The 15,334-nt window shown below is 71.8% G+C and carries 11 protein-coding genes and 1 riboswitch; of the genes, 9 read left to right on the top strand and 2 right to left on the bottom strand.

Going from position 1 to position 15,334, the window contains the following annotated elements:
- Positions 1-5 precede the first annotated feature (5 nt).
- The 3 genes from WHN02_RS01525 to truA all read left to right on the top strand — a co-directional run bounded on the left by WHN02_RS01525 (position 6) and on the right by truA (position 2,521).
- Positions 6-1,028, top strand: coding sequence for a DNA-directed RNA polymerase subunit alpha (locus WHN02_RS01525; RefSeq protein WP_350895645.1), 1,023 nt, complete (start codon positions 6-8; stop codon positions 1,026-1,028).
- A 31-nt stretch (positions 1,029-1,059) separates the two neighbouring features.
- Positions 1,060-1,617 (top strand): 50S ribosomal protein L17, encoded by a 558-nt coding sequence (gene rplQ, locus WHN02_RS01520; RefSeq protein WP_434741729.1) that lies wholly within the window; start codon positions 1,060-1,062, stop codon positions 1,615-1,617.
- Between the two features lie 73 nt (positions 1,618-1,690).
- Positions 1,691-2,521: a tRNA pseudouridine(38-40) synthase TruA gene (gene truA / locus WHN02_RS01515; RefSeq protein WP_434741728.1), complete on the top strand. Its 831-nt coding sequence runs from the start codon at positions 1,691-1,693 to the stop codon at positions 2,519-2,521.
- 157 nt (positions 2,522-2,678) lie between these two features.
- Here the strand turns inward: truA and WHN02_RS01510 are convergent, their stop codons facing one another.
- Positions 2,679-3,698 carry a hypothetical protein gene (locus WHN02_RS01510; protein ID WP_434741727.1) on the bottom strand — a complete coding sequence of 340 codons (1,020 nt, stop codon included), beginning with the start codon at positions 3,696-3,698 and terminating at the stop codon, positions 2,679-2,681.
- Positions 3,699-3,859: 161 nt separating this feature from the next.
- On the opposite strand from WHN02_RS01510, the gene WHN02_RS01505 reads away from it, so the two are divergent.
- The 3 genes from WHN02_RS01505 to WHN02_RS01495 all read left to right on the top strand — a co-directional run bounded on the left by WHN02_RS01505 (position 3,860) and on the right by WHN02_RS01495 (position 7,211).
- Entirely contained in the window at positions 3,860-4,465 is a 606-nt protein-coding gene (locus tag WHN02_RS01505; RefSeq protein ID WP_434743782.1) for a class I SAM-dependent methyltransferase, read from the top strand.
- Positions 4,466-4,506: 41 nt separating this feature from the next.
- Positions 4,507-6,180, top strand: coding sequence for an ABC-F family ATP-binding cassette domain-containing protein (locus WHN02_RS01500; RefSeq protein WP_434741726.1), 1,674 nt, complete (start codon positions 4,507-4,509; stop codon positions 6,178-6,180).
- Positions 6,181-6,257: 77 nt separating this feature from the next.
- Positions 6,258-7,211, top strand: a complete 954-nt coding sequence (locus WHN02_RS01495) for an aldo/keto reductase (protein WP_434743781.1) — start codon at positions 6,258-6,260, stop codon at positions 7,209-7,211.
- Positions 7,212-7,339: 128 nt separating this feature from the next.
- On the opposite strand, the gene WHN02_RS01490 is transcribed toward WHN02_RS01495, so the two are convergent.
- Positions 7,340-12,913, bottom strand: coding sequence for a ThuA domain-containing protein (locus WHN02_RS01490; RefSeq protein ID WP_434741725.1), 5,574 nt, complete (start codon positions 12,911-12,913; stop codon positions 7,340-7,342).
- Between the two features lie 327 nt (positions 12,914-13,240).
- Positions 13,241-13,350, top strand: a riboswitch (TPP riboswitch).
- Here WHN02_RS01490 and thiE point away from each other — a divergent pair.
- From thiE to thiS, 3 genes are all read left to right on the top strand, one after another.
- Positions 13,345-13,971, top strand: a complete 627-nt coding sequence (thiE, locus tag WHN02_RS01485) for a thiamine phosphate synthase (RefSeq protein WP_434741724.1) — start codon at positions 13,345-13,347, stop codon at positions 13,969-13,971. It overlaps the preceding riboswitch by 6 nt.
- 83 nt (positions 13,972-14,054) lie before the next feature.
- Positions 14,055-15,143: a glycine oxidase ThiO gene (gene thiO / locus WHN02_RS01480; RefSeq protein ID WP_350895652.1), complete on the top strand. Its 1,089-nt coding sequence runs from the start codon at positions 14,055-14,057 to the stop codon at positions 15,141-15,143.
- On the top strand, positions 15,134-15,334 hold the full coding sequence (thiS, locus tag WHN02_RS01475; RefSeq protein WP_434741723.1) for a sulfur carrier protein ThiS: 201 nt from the start codon (positions 15,134-15,136) through the stop codon (positions 15,332-15,334). Before thiO ends, thiS begins: the two co-directional genes overlap by 10 nt.

Raw genomic sequence — 15,334 nt, 5'->3', positions numbered from 1 at the left:
AAACAATGCTCATCAGTCAGCGACCGACTCTCTCCGAAGAGTCGATCAACGAGACCCGGTCCCGGTTCACCATCGAGCCGCTGGAGCCGGGCTTCGGGTACACCCTGGGCAACTCGCTGCGGCGTACGCTGCTGTCGTCCATCCCGGGCGCGGCGGTGACCTCGATCAAGATCGACGGGGTGCTGCACGAGTTCACCACGATCCCCGGGGTCAAGGAGGACGTGGTCGAGCTCGTCATGAACGTCAAGGAGCTCTGCGTCAGCTCCGAGCACGACGAGCCGGTCAGCATGTACCTGCGCAAGCAGGGCCCGGGCGACGTGACGGCGGGGGACATCCAGCCGCCGGCCGGCGTCTCGGTGCACAACCCGGACCTCAAGCTCGCCACCCTCAACGGCAAGGGCCGGCTCGACATGGAGCTGACCGTCGAGCGGGGTCGCGGCTACGTCACGGCGGCACAGAACAAGCAGGCGGGTGCCGAGATCGGCCGGATCCCGGTCGACTCGATCTACTCGCCCGTGCTGAAGGTGACGTACCGCGTCGAGGCCACCCGGGTCGAGCAGCGGACCGACTTCGACCGGCTGATCATCGACGTCGAGACCAAGCCGTCGATGGGCCCGCGTACCGCGCTGGCCTCCGCCGGTTCGACGCTGGTGGAGCTCTTCGGTCTGGCTCGGGAGCTGGACGAGACCGCCGAGGGCATCGACATCGGCCCGTCCCCGCAGGACGCTCAGCTGGCGGCGGACCTGGCACTGCCGATCGAGGAGCTGGACCTCACGGTCCGTTCCTACAACTGCCTCAAGCGCGAGGGCATCAACTCCGTCGGTGAGCTGATCGGGCGCACCGAGGCCGACCTCCTCGACATCCGCAACTTCGGTCAGAAGTCGATCGACGAGGTCAAGATGAAGCTGGCCGGGATGGGGCTGGGGCTGAAGGATTCGGCTCCCAACTTCGACCCGGCGCACGTCGTGGACGCCTTTGGTGAGGCCGACTACGACACGGACGACTACCGCGAGACCGAGCAGCTCTAGTCCGCGCTGCCGCCACACCTGAGGAGCAAGCATGCCCACGCCCACGAAAGGCGCCCGCCTCGGCGGCAGCCCCGCGCACGAGCGGCTGATGTTGGCCAACCTGGCCACCTCGCTGTTCCAGCACGGCAAGATCAAGACCACCGAGACCAAGGCTCGTCGCCTGCGCCCGGTCGCCGAGCGGCTCATCACCAAGGCCAAGCGCGGTGATCTGGCCTCCCGGCGTCGGGTCCTGGGTGTGGTCAAGGACAAGGACGTGGTCTACGCCCTGTTCGACCAGATCGCGCCCCGGTTCGCCAACCGCAACGGCGGTTACACCCGGATCGTGAAGGTCGGCCCCCGCAAGGGCGACAACGCTCCGATGGCGATCATCGAGCTGGTCGAGGAGCTGCAGGTCGTCGAGCCGACGGCGAACAAGAAGACCGCCGACCGCAAGGCGGCGCAACAGGACAAGGTCGAGGCCCTGGCCCCGGCCGACGAGACCCCCCGGTCCAGCGAGGGTGACCAGGACTCCGAGGCTCCGGTCTCGGCTTCCGGCGACACCGCCGCCGCCCGTGAGGACAGCGACGAGGCCACCGAGAACAAGGCCTGATCGCACAGCAGCACACGTCGGGCCCGGCACCCTCTCACGGGGTGCCGGGCTCGACCCGTCAGTGGAGGTACGAGTGGACGAGCGGACCCGGTTGCGGTTGGACGTCTCGTACGACGGCACGGACTTCTCCGGCTGGGCCCCCCAGCCGAGCCGGCGTACGGTCGCCGGAGTGCTCGTCGAGAAGCTGGACCTGGTGCTCGGGGCGGGGACCGTGGTCGGGTTGACGGTGGCCGGTCGGACCGACGCCGGGGTGCACGCCACCGGGCAGGTCTGCCACGTCGACCTGCCGACGGTGGTGTGGCGGGAGCACGAAGGGCTGCTCGTCAGGCGGCTGGCCCGGATCCTGCCCACCGACGTCCGGGTGCGGGCGGCGACGGAGGTGCCCGCCGACTTCGACGCCCGGTTCTCGGCCACCTTCCGCCGCTACGAGTACCGGGTGACCGACGCCGCGTTCGGGGCGGATCCGTTACGCCGGCATGCGGTCCTGGCCTGGCCGAAGCCGCTCGACGTCGACCTGCTCAACGCCGCCGCAGCCGGGCTGGTGGGGGAGCACGACTTCGCCGCGTACTGCCGGCGCAAGGAGAACGCGACCACTTTGCGGGCGGTGTCCCGGTTGGACTGGCGGCGGGACCCGGACGGTGTCCTGGTGGCCACCGTGCAGGCCGACGCGTTCTGCCAGGCGATGGTCCGCAGCCTGGTCGGGGCGATGCTGGTGGCCGGGGACGGTCGGCGGCCGGTGGAGTGGCCGGCGGGTCTGTTGACCCGACGGGACCGGGCCAGTGAGGTGACGGTGGCCGCCGCACACGGGTTGACGCTGGTGGCGGTCGGCTATCCGGACGATCCCGCCGAGTACGCCCGCCGCGCCGATCTCACCCGGCGGTTGCGGGTCCCGGCCGGCTCCTGACCTGGGTGGCTCCTGACCCGGTCGGCTCCTGACCCGGGTGGCGGTCGGCCTCGGACCCGGTCGCCTTCGGACCCGGTCGCCTTCGGACCCGGTCGCCTTCGGACCTGGACGTCTTCGGACCCGGACGCCGCCCACCCGGGTCCTTCCGCAGCGTCCGTCAGTCGCCCTCGGGGGAGTCGCCGTCGCCGGTGCGCCCGTCGAGGTCGGGGTCGGGCTGACCGGCGGTCCCGCCGTTGGCCCGTGCCTCCAGGACCGTCTTGTCCAGGTGCAGCTCGATCAGGTCGAACATGATGTCGCGCACTGTCGGGTCGCCGGACGGGATCGGCTCTCCGTCCGTCCGGACGACCAGGGTGAACGCCAGGTAGTGGCCGCGTACCTGCCAGCCGACCCGGGACGGCGCGGTGCCCAGTACGGCGGTGTCGGTCCCGGCGGTCATCCCCTGGAACCGGCCCTGCCGTTCGTCGAGGAGTTCCCGGATCCGGTCCCTGGCCCGTTCGGCGTTGGCGACGTCGGGCAGGTTGAACAGGCCGGCGGTGACCAGGTGTCGGCCGTCGGGGCTGCGCAGGGTGCCCCGGACCACCTGGCTGCATCCGACCCGGGACAGCAGGTCGGCGACCTCCCCGGTGGCGGCTGTCGCGCAGCTGCCGCTGCTGTGGGTCCGCAAGACCTGGTAGGGGCCGGTGCCGTCGAGCGTCAGCCGCTTGGTGCCGAAGACCTCCTTGGTGGTCAGCGGTGCCTGGTCGGTGTCCCGGGAGTCGATGTTCTGCGGTTCGGCGCGGGGCGGTGCGGTGACCGGTGCGGCGGCCGGGGTCCCGGGGACCTCCGGATCCCGGTCGACGATCAGGGCGGCGGCGGTGAGCCCGCAGAGGGCGAGCAGGACCAGTACCGCCGCGCTTCCGATCAGGACCTGCCAGGGGCGGGCGCCCCGGCCTGCCTCGCGGTGGCTGTGCGCCGGTCCGAGGGGCTGCATCGGCGGTGACAGGCGGCTGGTGTGTGCCGGGGGTGGGGCGGGTGCCGGCTCGGGTTCTGGTTCGGCTATCGGTTCCGCCTCGACGACCGGTGCCGGACGGCTGGCCCGGGTCAGGATCGGGGTCGGGAAGCGCGACGGTGACGGGCCGGTGTGGGTGGGTCGACCCGTCACCACCGACAGTTCGGTCCCGGGGCGGGGGGATTCCATGGGGCGGTCCTCACCGGACTCGTACCGATAAACCATGTTGCCCAGGTTAAGGAACAATGCCCCCTTAAGGGGTATTTCCCGGAAATCAACTTCCCACGCCGCCGGGGCCACCGCCCCGGCCGTCGACAGCCCCGATCCGGGTCGGTGCGAGAATGCCGGACGTGACCGGGGACCACTACTTCACCGCCGAACCCACGGCTGCCGCCGCACCACGGGAGGTGGAGTTCACCGCCGCCGGACGCGAGTGGACACTCGCCTCCGCAGCCAACGTCTTCTCCGCCGACCGGCTCGACGCGGGCACCGCCGTACTGCTGCGAAAGGCCCGGCTGCCGCACGCCGCCACCACCGGCGCGCTGCTCGACCTGGGCTGCGGGTTCGGTCCCATCACCTGCGTCCTGGCCGTCTCGGCCCCGGCCGGCACCGTCTGGGCGGTCGACGTCAACGAGCGGGCCCGCGACCTGACCACGGCGAACGCGGCACGGGTCGGGGTGGCCGACCGGGTCCGGGTGCACGCTCCGGACGACGTCCCGCAGGACGTCACCTTCACCCAGATCTGGTCCAACCCGCCGATCCGGATCGGCAAGACCGAGCTGCACGACCTGCTGCGACGGTGGCTGCCCCGACTCGCCCCGGACGGCGTCGGCTGGCTGGTGGTGGCCCGGCACCTCGGCGGGGACTCCCTGCACCGGTGGCTGGTCGACCAGGGTTGGCAGGTCGAACGGCACGCGAGCCAGAAGGGTTACCGGGTCCTGCGGATCACCAGGTAAATGGTTGTCGCGTCCGGGCCTGACTCGGGCAGGATGCCGTCGTGGGATATGTGGACGTGGCAGCCGTCGGACACGTCCTACCCGACGGCCGTGAGTTGCTACGCGACGTGTCGTTCCGGGTGGGCGAGGGGACCAAGGTAGCCCTGGTCGGGCCGAACGGCGCGGGGAAGACGACACTGCTGCGGTTGGTCGCCGGAGACCAACCGGTGCACACCGGGGCCGTGGCCCGTGCCGGTGGGCTCGGGGTGATGCGCCAGTTCATCGGCATGATCGGGGACGAGCAGACCCTCGCCGACCTGGCGCTGTCGCTGCTCCCGCCCGCCGTACGGGACGCCGGCCACCGGCTCGCCGACACCGAGCAGGCCATGCGCGAGGCCGAGGCGCGCGACAGCAGATCCGCCGGTCGGAGCCAACTCGCGTACGCCGACGCCCTGGCCGCCTGGGGGGAGGTCGGCGGGTACGACGCCGAGGTGCTCCTGGACACCGTCGCCACCATCGTGCTCGACCGGCAGTGGGAGGCGGTACGCGACCGTCCGGTGCGGACCCTCTCCGGCGGCCAGCAGAAGCGGTTCGCCCTGGAACTGCTGCTGCGCGGCACCGACGAGGTGCTGCTCCTCGACGAGCCGGACAACTTCCTCGACGTGCCGGGCAAACGCTGGCTGGAGGGCCGGCTGCGGGAGTCGACGAAGTCGGTCCTCTACGTCTCGCACGACCGGGAACTGCTGGCCCGGACCGCCGAGCGGGTGGTCACAGTCGAAGGCGGCAGCGCCTGGGTGCACCCGGGCGGCTTCGCCAGCTGGTACGAGGCCCGGGTCGCCCGGCACGCCCGCCTCGACGAGCTGCGTCGGCGGTGGGACGAGGAGCACCAGAAGTTGCGTGAGCTGATGCTGATGTACAAGCAGAAGGCCGCGTACAACGACGGGCTGGCGTCGCGGTACCAGGCCGCCCAGACCCGGCTGCGTAAGTTCGAGGAGGCCGGGCCGCCGCCCGTACCCCCGAAGGAGCAGGACATCCGGATGCAGCTCTCCGGCGGTCGGACCGGGCGGCGCGCGGTGATCTGCGAGCAGCTGGAGCTGGACGGCCTGACCTACCCCTTCGACCTGGAGCTCTGGTACGGCGACCGGGTGGCGGTCCTCGGTGCCAACGGCACCGGCAAGTCCCACTTCCTGCGGCTGCTGGCCCGGGGCGGCACCGACCCGGACGCGACGGTCGTCGACCAGGACGCGGCGTCCGGGCTCACCCCGGTGGCCCACGACGGGGTGGCCCGACTCGGGGCACGGGTCCGTCCCGGACACTTCTCCCAGACCCACGACCGGCCCGAGCTGACCGGGAGGACACTCGTCGAGATCCTCTGGCGGGGGGACGACCACCGGACCGGGATGGACCGGCACGCCGCCATGGCCGCACTGAGTCGGTACGAGCTGGCCGGGCAGGGCGACCAGCGGTTCGGCAGCCTCTCCGGCGGGCAGCAGGCCCGGTTCCTGGTGCTCCTGCTGGAGCTGTCCGGGGCGACCCTGCTCCTGCTCGACGAGCCCACCGACAACCTGGACCTGGCCAGTGCGGAGGCGCTGGAGGCGGGGCTGGCCGGATTCGCCGGCACCGTCGTCGCGGTCACCCACGACCGCTGGTTCACCCGCTCGTTCGACAGGTTCGTGCTGTTCCGTGGCGACGGTGAGGTGGTCGAGACCGACGAGCCGTTCTGGGACGTCGCCTGACAGTGACCCCGGGGACGCCGTAGGTCGTGCCCGGGGCGCGGGTGCCCGGCTCGGCATAGGGTGGCCTGGTGACTGAGATGACGTATCGCCGGCTGGGCGACTCCGGGCTCGTGGTGTCCGTGGTCGGCGTCGGCTGCAACAACTTCGGCCGCAAGCTCGACCTCGACGGCACCCGGGAGGTGGTCGACGCCGCGCTGGACGTCGGGATCAACCTCTTCGACACCGCCGACATCTACGGTGAGCCGCAGGGCGCCTCCGAGGAACTGCTCGGCCAGGTGCTCAAGGGCCGCCGGGACGACGTGGTGCTGGCCAGCAAGTTCGGTATGGACATGCACGGACTCAACGGCCCCGACCACGGTGCCCGTGGCGCCCGGCGGTACCTGACCCGTGCGGTGGAGGCCTCCCTGCGCCGCCTCGGCACCGACCACATCGACCTGTACCAGATGCACGAGCCGGACCCGGGCACCCCGATCGAGGAGACCCTGGCCGCCCTGGACGACCTGGTCCGCGCCGGGAAGGTCCGCTACCTCGGCAACTCCAACTTCACCGGCTGGCAGATCGCCGACGCCGACTGGACGGCCCGGACCGCCGGCACCAACCGGTTCGTCAGCGCCCAGAACCAGTACAGCCTGCTGGAGCGGGGGGTCGAGGCGGAGGTGGTGCCGGCCTGTGAGCGCTTCGGGCTGGGGCTGCTGCCGTTCTTCCCGCTCGCCGACGGGCTGCTCACCGGCAAGTACCGCCGGGACCAGGCCCCGCCCGGCGGCAGCCGGCTCTCCGGCAGCGGCACCCGTTACCAGCAGCGCCTGGCCGCCGCCGACTGGGACACCATCGAGGCCCTGGAGGCGTACGCCGCCGAGCGGGACGTGTCCCTGCTCCAGGTGGCCGTCGGCGGTCTCGCCGCCCAACCGGCGGTGACCTCGGTGATCGCCGGTGCCACCACCGCCGACCAGGTCCGGTCCAACGCCGCCGCCGGTGCCTGGCGACCCACCCTCGACGACCTGGCAGCCCTGAACACCCTCCTGACCCCCTGACCCCACCCTCTCCCCGCCCTTCGGCCTCCCGGCGTCCGGTGACCAAGGGGTTCGTGTCACCAGTAGGTGCCTCGGTGACACGAACCCCTTGGTCGACGAGGTGATCCGGGTGGACGGGGAGTTGGGGGTTAGAGGGGGGTGGCGGGGTTGATTCGGGTGGGGTCCTTGGGGAGGCGGCCGGTTCCCTTGACCGTCCGGCCGTCGTTGGCGGCTACGCCGGCGCGGCTGGCCGTACCGCCCAGCCGGACGATCATGGCGTCGGCGTCCCGGACCAGCACCTCACGGACCTCGGCCTCGCCCACCAGCGCGGAGTCGGCGGCGAGCCCTCGGAACGCGGTGAGCTGCTGGACGGCCCGCCTGTCGTCGCCCGCCGCCTCCGAGGTCCGGGCCGCCGTCAGCTTGTTCGTCAGCTTCCGGTGGGCCGGTTCGGAGATCCGCCCGGTGGCGCGGAACCTGTCGATCAGGTTCTGCATGTCCCGCAGCGAGGTGGTGACGAAGAACCGGACCGTGGCGGTGGTGCCGTTGCCCGCCCGGTCGGTGGCGGTGACTGTCAGCTCGTGCAGGCCGAGCGGCAGCTCGTACATGGCCTGCAGGGTTCCGGAGGCGTACGGTCGGCCGTCGAGCGTCCCCACCACCGACCGGATCCCGGAGGTCGGGTCGACCGCCTGCCAGGAGACGCGGACGTCCTGGCTGTCGCCGTAGAGCTGGCCGTCGGCGACCCCGGACACCAGCAGCGTCGGCTTGGTGCCGTCGATGCGGACCACCGCCGACTTCAGCGACTCGACGTTGCCGGCGTTGTCGGTGGCCCGGTAGAGCAGCTCGTGCTCGCCGTCCCCGCTGATCTGCACCGGACCGGCGTACGGCTGCCACTCACCACCGTCGAGCGACCACTCCAGGAGCCGTACCCCGGAGCCTCCGTCGGTGGAGGTGAGCACCACCGGGACCGTACCGTCGTGCCAGCCCTCGTCGTTCGGGGACGCGAACGACGCCGAACTCACCGGGGCGGTGGTGTCGACGGTGCTGGCGGTGAGCCGGAAGTAGTCGAACGACACCGTCTTCGAGGCCGTCTGGGCGGCCCCGAGGGTGAACAGACCCACCCTGGGGGTGGCCCCGACGGCGGCGTTCGTCAACTCTCCCAGGACCGTCCACTCCGACCCGTCCGCCGAGTACGACGCGGTGTACGTGTCACCGCTACGGGCCACCCGCAGGTGCCACACCCCCTGGGTGAGGCTGCCCGCGTCCGGTTGGGGGTTCTGGACCGCCCCGCCGATCTCGTTACGGAACTCGATCCGGCGGTTGACCGGTTGGCCGGGGGAGTTGTCCACCAGGTAGTCGAGCTTGAGGTAGTTGTCGTCGTCCGCGTACACCAGGAGCCCGGCCTGCTGGTACTGCTCGTCGAGGAGGCTCCCGTCGACCTTCGTCTGGATGGTCCAGTCACCCTGCGGTGCGGTCTGCAGGATGAAGTTGGTCGGCCCGGAGTTGCCGCCACCGTAGATGTCACCGTTCGGGACGTCCACGTGCAGCGCGCCGTCGGTCACCCGGTAGCCGTCCGGGTCCTCCCTGACGACCGCGTTCCACCGGCACACGTCCAGGGCGTCCCCGGTGAACTCGTCCGACGGGGTCACCGGCTCGGCCGGGATGTCCGGGGCGACCTGGAACCAGTCGAAGGCCGCCTGCACCACCGGGGCGGTGGTGCCGCCGTTGAGGGCGAACAGACCGATCTGCGGGGCGGTGATGCCGGCCAGCGCGGCCGGTCGGCCGACCGGAGTGTAGGTCTGCCCGTCGGCCGAGAAGGCGGCGGTCACGTTCGTCCCGTCGCTGGTCAGCCGCAGGTGGATGGTGTCACCGTCCGGGGCGGGGCCACTGTCGGTCCCCTCGTTGCGGGGCACCCCGGCGGTCTCCCGGATGAACTCCACCCGACGGTTTCCGCCGTAGAGCAGGTCGAGCTTGGCGTAGTTGTCGTCGTCGCCGTAGACGATCAGACCGGCCTGCTGGTAGTCGGCGGTGGTCGGCACCGTCACCTTCGTGGTCACCTGCCAGGCCCCGGTCGGCGCGGGCTGGAGGACCAGGTTCGTCGCGTCGTTGCGGTCACCGTAGAGGTCCCCGACCCCGGTGGGCAGGCGCAGCGAGCCGCCGGAGACCGCGTACGACTGGTTCTCCCGGACGATCGTCTTCCACCGGTCCCGGTCCAGGGAGTTGCCGTCGAAGGCGTCCGACCGGGCACCGAAGCAGGAGGTGTTCGGCGCCTCCACCCGTACCTGGGCGGTGGCGTACGAGGTGGCCCCCCGCTTGTCGGTCACCGTCAGGGTGGCGGTGAACGTACCCGGGACGGTGTAGGTGTGTTCGGCGTTCAGGGTGTCCGCCGTGGCACCGTCACCGAAGTCCCAGGCGTACGTGAGCGGGGTGTCGCCCTCCGGGTCCGTGGCGGTGCCGACGAAGGCGACGGTGACCGGGGCGGTGCCGGTGGTGGGGGTGGCGGTGGCCGTCACTGTCGGCGGGGCGTTGTCGGTCACGCCCCTGCCGACGAAGTCCATCCAGTTGACGTTGAACAGACTGTTCGCGCCTCCGCCCGGGTCCCGGGCCACGAAGAAGAGCGTGCCGCCCGAGTCGGCGTCCGCCGGCACCTGCGCGGTGACGTCGGTGTACGTCTGCCACTGCCCCGTCGTGGGGACGTCGACCGAGGTGAGCAGCGGGCCGTCGGGCGCACCGGCGCGTACCTCGACACGTCCACCGGAGGTCGCCGAGGCGACCCGGAACCGGATGGCGTCGATGCCGGTCAGGCTGGCCGGCTTGACCGACCACCAGTCGCCGTCCTCGATGAACCCGATGTTCTGTCCACCCCCGGCGGTGTCCCCGGTGGTCTCCCGCCCGACGCCCGGGTCGCCGCCCCCGGTGCTGCCCGGGATCCGGCCGGTGGCGGTGAAGTACTCGGCCTGCTTGCGCTTGGGCTGGAGGATCTCCAGGGACCGGCCGGTCAGTGCCCCGGCGCCGCCCGTACCGCCGTTGTCGGTGTAGGTCGCCTCCAGGACGGTGAAGACGTTCGCCTCGGCCCCGTGGCCGGCGGCGAGCTGGGTCTGCACGGTGCCGGTGCAGCCGGTGTGCTGCTCCAGCGGGTGGGCGTGCTCGTCGTGGCCGAGCAGGACCTGCAGGTTCACCTTGGCGCAGTCGATCTCCCCGTCCTCCGGGTCGGTCACCTTGACCGTGTACTCGACCTGGTCACCCCAGTCGAAGAAGCCGCCGTCCGGGGGGAACTCGATGGTCACCGTCGGGGCGGTGTTGCCGACCGTCACCCGGACGTTCGCCACCGCGGTCCGCCCCCGGTCGTTGGTGACGGTGAGCTGGGCGTTGTAGTTGCCCGCAGCGTCGTACGTGTGGGTGGGGTTCGCCGCCGTGGAGGACTCGCCGTCGCCGAAGGTCCAGGCGTACGTCAGCGACCCGCCGTCGGGGTCCCGGGAACCGGCGCTGGAGAAGGTGACGGTCAGCGGTGACGGCCCGGAGGTCGGGTCCGCCTCGGCCTGCGCGATGGGGGCCCGGTCACCGGCGACGTAGTCGATCCGGTAGACCCCCGAGTTGTCGTTGTTGCCGCCGAACCCGCTGCCCCACTCGATCAGGTACAGCGCGCCGTCCGGCCCGAACTCGAAGTCCATCGGCCGGATGAAGGTCATCCCGGTGAGCAGCTGGTTGATGTCGACCAGGGACTTCCCGTCCTCGGTGACCTGCATGGTGTACATCTTCGACTGGTTCCACTCGCCGAGGAGGGCCTTGCCGTCGTAGTACGCGGGCCACTTGCGGGTCGACTGGTTGTCGGCGTCGTACCGGTAGACCGGGCCGCCCATCGGGGCCCCGCCGCCGCCGATCTCGGGGAAGCGCGGGTTGGGAGCGTAGCCGTAGTCGACGGTGGCCGGGATGGCCGCCGGCAGGGTGGTCAGGCCGGTGTTGTTGGGGGAGTCGTTCACCGGGGCGGCGCAGTCGAACTTCGCCCCGCTCGGGCCGGAGGGGAACTGGTAGTCGTTGTACGCCTGGTTGGCCCCGTGGCAGTACGGCCAGCCGTAGTTGCCGGGCCGGTCGACGATGTTCCACTCGACCAGACCCTCGGGTCCCCGGTCGGGGTTGGCCGCACCGGCGTCCGGCCCGTAGTCGGCGACGTAGAGCACGTCGGTACGGAGGTCGACACCGATCCGGAACGGGTTGCGGAAGCCCATCGCGTAGATCTCGGGGCGGGTCCTCTCGGTGCCGGCCGGGAAGAGGTTGCCCTCCGGAACCGTGTACGTCCCGTCGTCCTCCGGGTGGATCCGGAGGACCTTCCCGCGCAGGTCGTTGGTGTTCCCGGAGGACCGCTGGGCGTCGTAGTCCTGGCGTCCCGGTCGCTCGTCGATCGGGGTGAACGCGCTGGACTCGAAGGGGTTGGTGTTGTCCCCGGTGGCCAGGTAGAGGTTGCCGGCCGAGTCGAACGTCATCGTCCCGCCCGCGTGGCAGCAGGTGTTGCGCTGGGTGGTGACCTCCAGGACGACCTTCTCGCTGGCGGTGTCGATGGTGTCGCCGGTGACGGTGAACCGGGACAGCAGGTTGCGGGGGCCGCCCCCGTTGGGCGCGTAGTAGAGGTACACCCAGTTGTTCGTGGCGAAGTCCGGGTCGAGGCGGATGCCGATCAGGCCGTCCTCGTTTCCGGTGAAGACGTCCAGGTCGGCGGCGGTGACCGTGGTGCCGGTGTCCGGCTTGACGATCTGGACCCGGCCGTCACGCTCGATGTAGAAGACCCGGCCGTCGGCGGCGACGTCCAACTCCATCGGGTTGCTGGTGTCGTCGTCGAGCGTCACCTTCTCGAAGCTGTCGGTCTTCGAGGCGGCACAGTCGGAGTCGACCACTCCGGCGGCGGTCTGGATGCCGCCCAGCAGGTGTTGCAGGAACTCCGGTTCGGCGAAGGACTCGTCGGTGTGGCCGCCGCCGGTGTACCAGGCCCGGCCGCCGTCGTACTCCTGGCACCAGGCGATCGGGTGGTCGTGTCCCATCGCGCCGCTGCCGGGGGAGTAGGTGCTCTCGTCCAGGCTGGACAGGACGTGGACCTGGGAGCGCGGGTTGGACCGGAAGTTGTACCACTCGTCGTACCGGGTCCAGCGCTCCGGCAGGTGTGCCGTCGACTCGTGCGCGTGGTCCTCGACCTTGATCGTCGCGGTCTGGTTGGCCGGGTGGCTGGCGAAGTACGCGCCGACCAGCTTGCCGTACCACTCCCAGCTGTACTCGGTGTCCGAGGCGGCGTGCACACCGGCGTAGCCGCCACCGGCCTGGATGTAGCGCTCGAACGCCGCCTGCTGACCGGCGTCGAGGACGTCCCCGGTGGTGGAGAGCCAGACGACCGCCTGGTAGCGGGCCAGGTTGGCGTCGGTGAACGCGCCGCCGTCCTCGGTGGTGTCGACTGTGAACCCGTGTTCGGCGCCGAGTCGTTGGATGGCGGCGATGCCGGCCGGAATGGAACCGTGCCGGAACCCGGCGGTCTTGGAGAAGACCAGCACGGAGTACGGCTCGACCTCGTCCGCCGCCGGGGCGGGTGGCGCCGGTGCCGGGGCGGCCTGCGCGGCTGCGGGTGCGACGGTCGGGGCGGCCTGGGCGGGCACACCCATGAGCATGGTGGTGGTGAGGGTGAGCGCGAGCAGGGCCGCGGGGAGGGGACCCCGTGGCGATCTGATGCGGCGGAATCGGGACACCAAGGTCTCCTCTGTCCGTGCGGGACGACGGGTGTCGGAGCGGCCCGCCGAAGACCGCTCCGATCCGACCCGACAGCACTGACGACCAGGAGGCGCCGACGCCCGGACGGTCATTCTGACGAATCGATAAACAAATTAATTCGGATGTATCTATGTCCGACAAGATGCAGTCCGGTCACGGTTGTGTAACGCCATTCCGCAATAGCCCCGACTCCCGCCAAACCCGACCGGAACGCGCCCGGTCACCCGACCGGCCCCGGGTGAGCTGCGGCACGGCCCGGTCGACACCCCCTTGGCGGATCCGCCGATCCGTCGTACGGTGGCACCCAACCAACCCACGGGAGCCCGGTACACCGGGCTGAGAGGGGGGCTAGGAGCCCCCGACCGTCGAACCTGATCCGGGTAATGCCGGCGCAGGGAGGAGCGTTGCCGTGCCGTCCCTGGGACGATTGCATCTGGTCACCGACACCCGCCCCGGGCGGGATCCGCTCGCCGTGGTCCGTGCCGCGCTGGCCGTCGCCGACAGCGAACTCGTCGTCCAGGTCCGGGTCGCCGACGAGGCCACCGACCGCGAGGCGTACGACCTGGCCGCCCGGGTCCTCGGGCTCTGCACCCCGTACCGGGCCACCTGCCTGGTCAACGATCGACTGCACGTCGCCCTGGCGGTCGGTGCGGCCGGTGGGCACGTCGGCGCCGACGACCTGCCCGTCCCCGCCGCCCGCCGGGTCCTCGGCCCGGACGGGGTGCTCGGCGCCACCGCCCGGGAACCCGTCGCCGCCCGGGCCGCCGTCGCCGCCGGGGCCGACTACCTGGGCGTCGGCCCGTGCCACCGAACCACCACCAAGGACGGTCTGCCCGACCCGATCGGCCCCGCCGGGGTACGCGCCGTCGCCGACGCCGTCGACGTACCGGTCATCGCGATCGGCGGGGTGACGGTGGCGACAGTCCCGGCGCTGCGCGCCGCCGGAGCGTACGGGGTGGCGGTGGTGGGGGCGCTCTCCGACGCCGCCGACCCGGGCCGGACCACCGCCGAGTTCCTGCGGGAACTGACGTGTTAGGAACGGCCTCCGCCCCGTCGACGGGCGAGGTCGACGGTCCCGTCGGTGCATCCGAGGTCGACGGATCCGTCGGTGCACCCGAGGTGGCGGTGATCGGGGCGGGGGTGATCGGGCTGGCGGTGGCCTGGCGCTGCGCCCGACGCGGGCTCCGGGTCACAGTGCACGATCCCACCCCCGGCAGCGGAGCCTCGCACGTCGCGGCCGGGATGCTCTCCCCGGTCGTCGAGGCGCACTTCGGCGAGGGCGAGTTGACCGGGCTGCTGGCCGACTCGGCGGCCCGGTGGCCGGCCTTCGCCGCCGAGCTGACCGAGGCCGCCGACACCGACTTCGGATACCGCACCGAGGGCACCCTCGTGGTCGGACTGACCGGCGACGACCTGGCCGAGGCGCGACGACTCTGGACGTACCAGGCGGGGCTGGGGCTGCCGATCACCCCGCTGCGCCCCTCGCAGCTGCGCGAACGCGAACCGGCGCTGGCCCTGCGGCTGCGCGGTGGTGCGCTGGCCGCCACCGACCACCAGGTCGACCCGCGCCTGTTGGTCGCCGCGCTGCGGACCGCCGCCCGCCGGGCCGGCGCCCGACTCGTCGGAACCCGGGTCGCCGACCTGGCCGAGGTGACCGCCCGGACCACTGTGGTCGCCGCCGGGTGCGGGGCCGCCGCACTGACCGGGCTCCCGATCCGGCCGGTCAAGGGGCAGATCCTCCGACTCCGGGCCCCCGACGGCGGCCCGCCGGGGCTGCGCCACGTCATCAGGGGACACGCCGACGGGGAACCGGTCTACCTGGTCCCCCGCGCCGACGGAGAGGTGGTCGTCGGGGCGACCGTCGAGGAACGGTCCGACACCACCGTCACCGCCGGCGCCGTCCTGCGACTCCTGCGCGCCGCCGTCGACCTGGTGCCCGAGCTGGCCGAGTACGACCTGGTGGAGACGGTCGCCGGGCTGCGCCCCGGTACGCCCGACAACGCCCCGGTCCTGGGGACGCTCCCCGGTCGGCCGGACGTCCTGGTCGCCACCGGACACCACAGGCACGGGATCGCCCTCACCCCGGTCACCGCAGACCTGATCGCCGACCTGGTGACCACCGGCGTGCCCGACCCCCGGCTCGCCCCCTTCGCCGCCGACCGGTTCGACACCGGCGGCCAGTCGATCGAGGAGGACAGGTGGAAGTGACTGTGAACGGGGTGGCCCGGACGGTGACCGAGGGGCTGAGCGTGGCCGACCTGGTCCGCGTGGTCACCGCGGAGCAGCGGGGACTGGCCGTGGCGGTCAACGGCGAGGTGGTGCCGCGTACGGGGTGGCCGGACGAGGTCCTGCACCCGGGGGACCGGGTCGAGGTCCTCAGCGCGGCACAGGGCGGGTGA

It is taken from the genome of Micromonospora sp. SH-82, from assembly GCF_051132485.1.
Taxonomy (GTDB): Bacteria; Actinomycetota; Actinomycetes; order Mycobacteriales; family Micromonosporaceae; genus Micromonospora.
This window is presented reverse-complemented; position numbering and strand designations above follow the sequence as displayed.

Bases quoted from the DNA above. Each gene is read 5' to 3' on its own strand.
- WHN02_RS01510 (WP_434741727.1), bottom strand. From the start codon at position 3,698: ATGGAATCCCCCCGCCCCGGGACCGAACTGTCGGTGGTGACGGGTCGA.
- WHN02_RS01495 (WP_434743781.1), top strand. From the start codon at position 6,258: ATGACGTATCGCCGGCTGGGCGACTCCGGGCTCGTGGTGTCCGTGGTC.
- WHN02_RS01525 (WP_350895645.1), top strand. From the start codon at position 6: ATGCTCATCAGTCAGCGACCGACTCTCTCCGAAGAGTCGATCAACGAG.
- rplQ (WP_434741729.1), top strand. From the start codon at position 1,060: ATGCCCACGCCCACGAAAGGCGCCCGCCTCGGCGGCAGCCCCGCGCAC.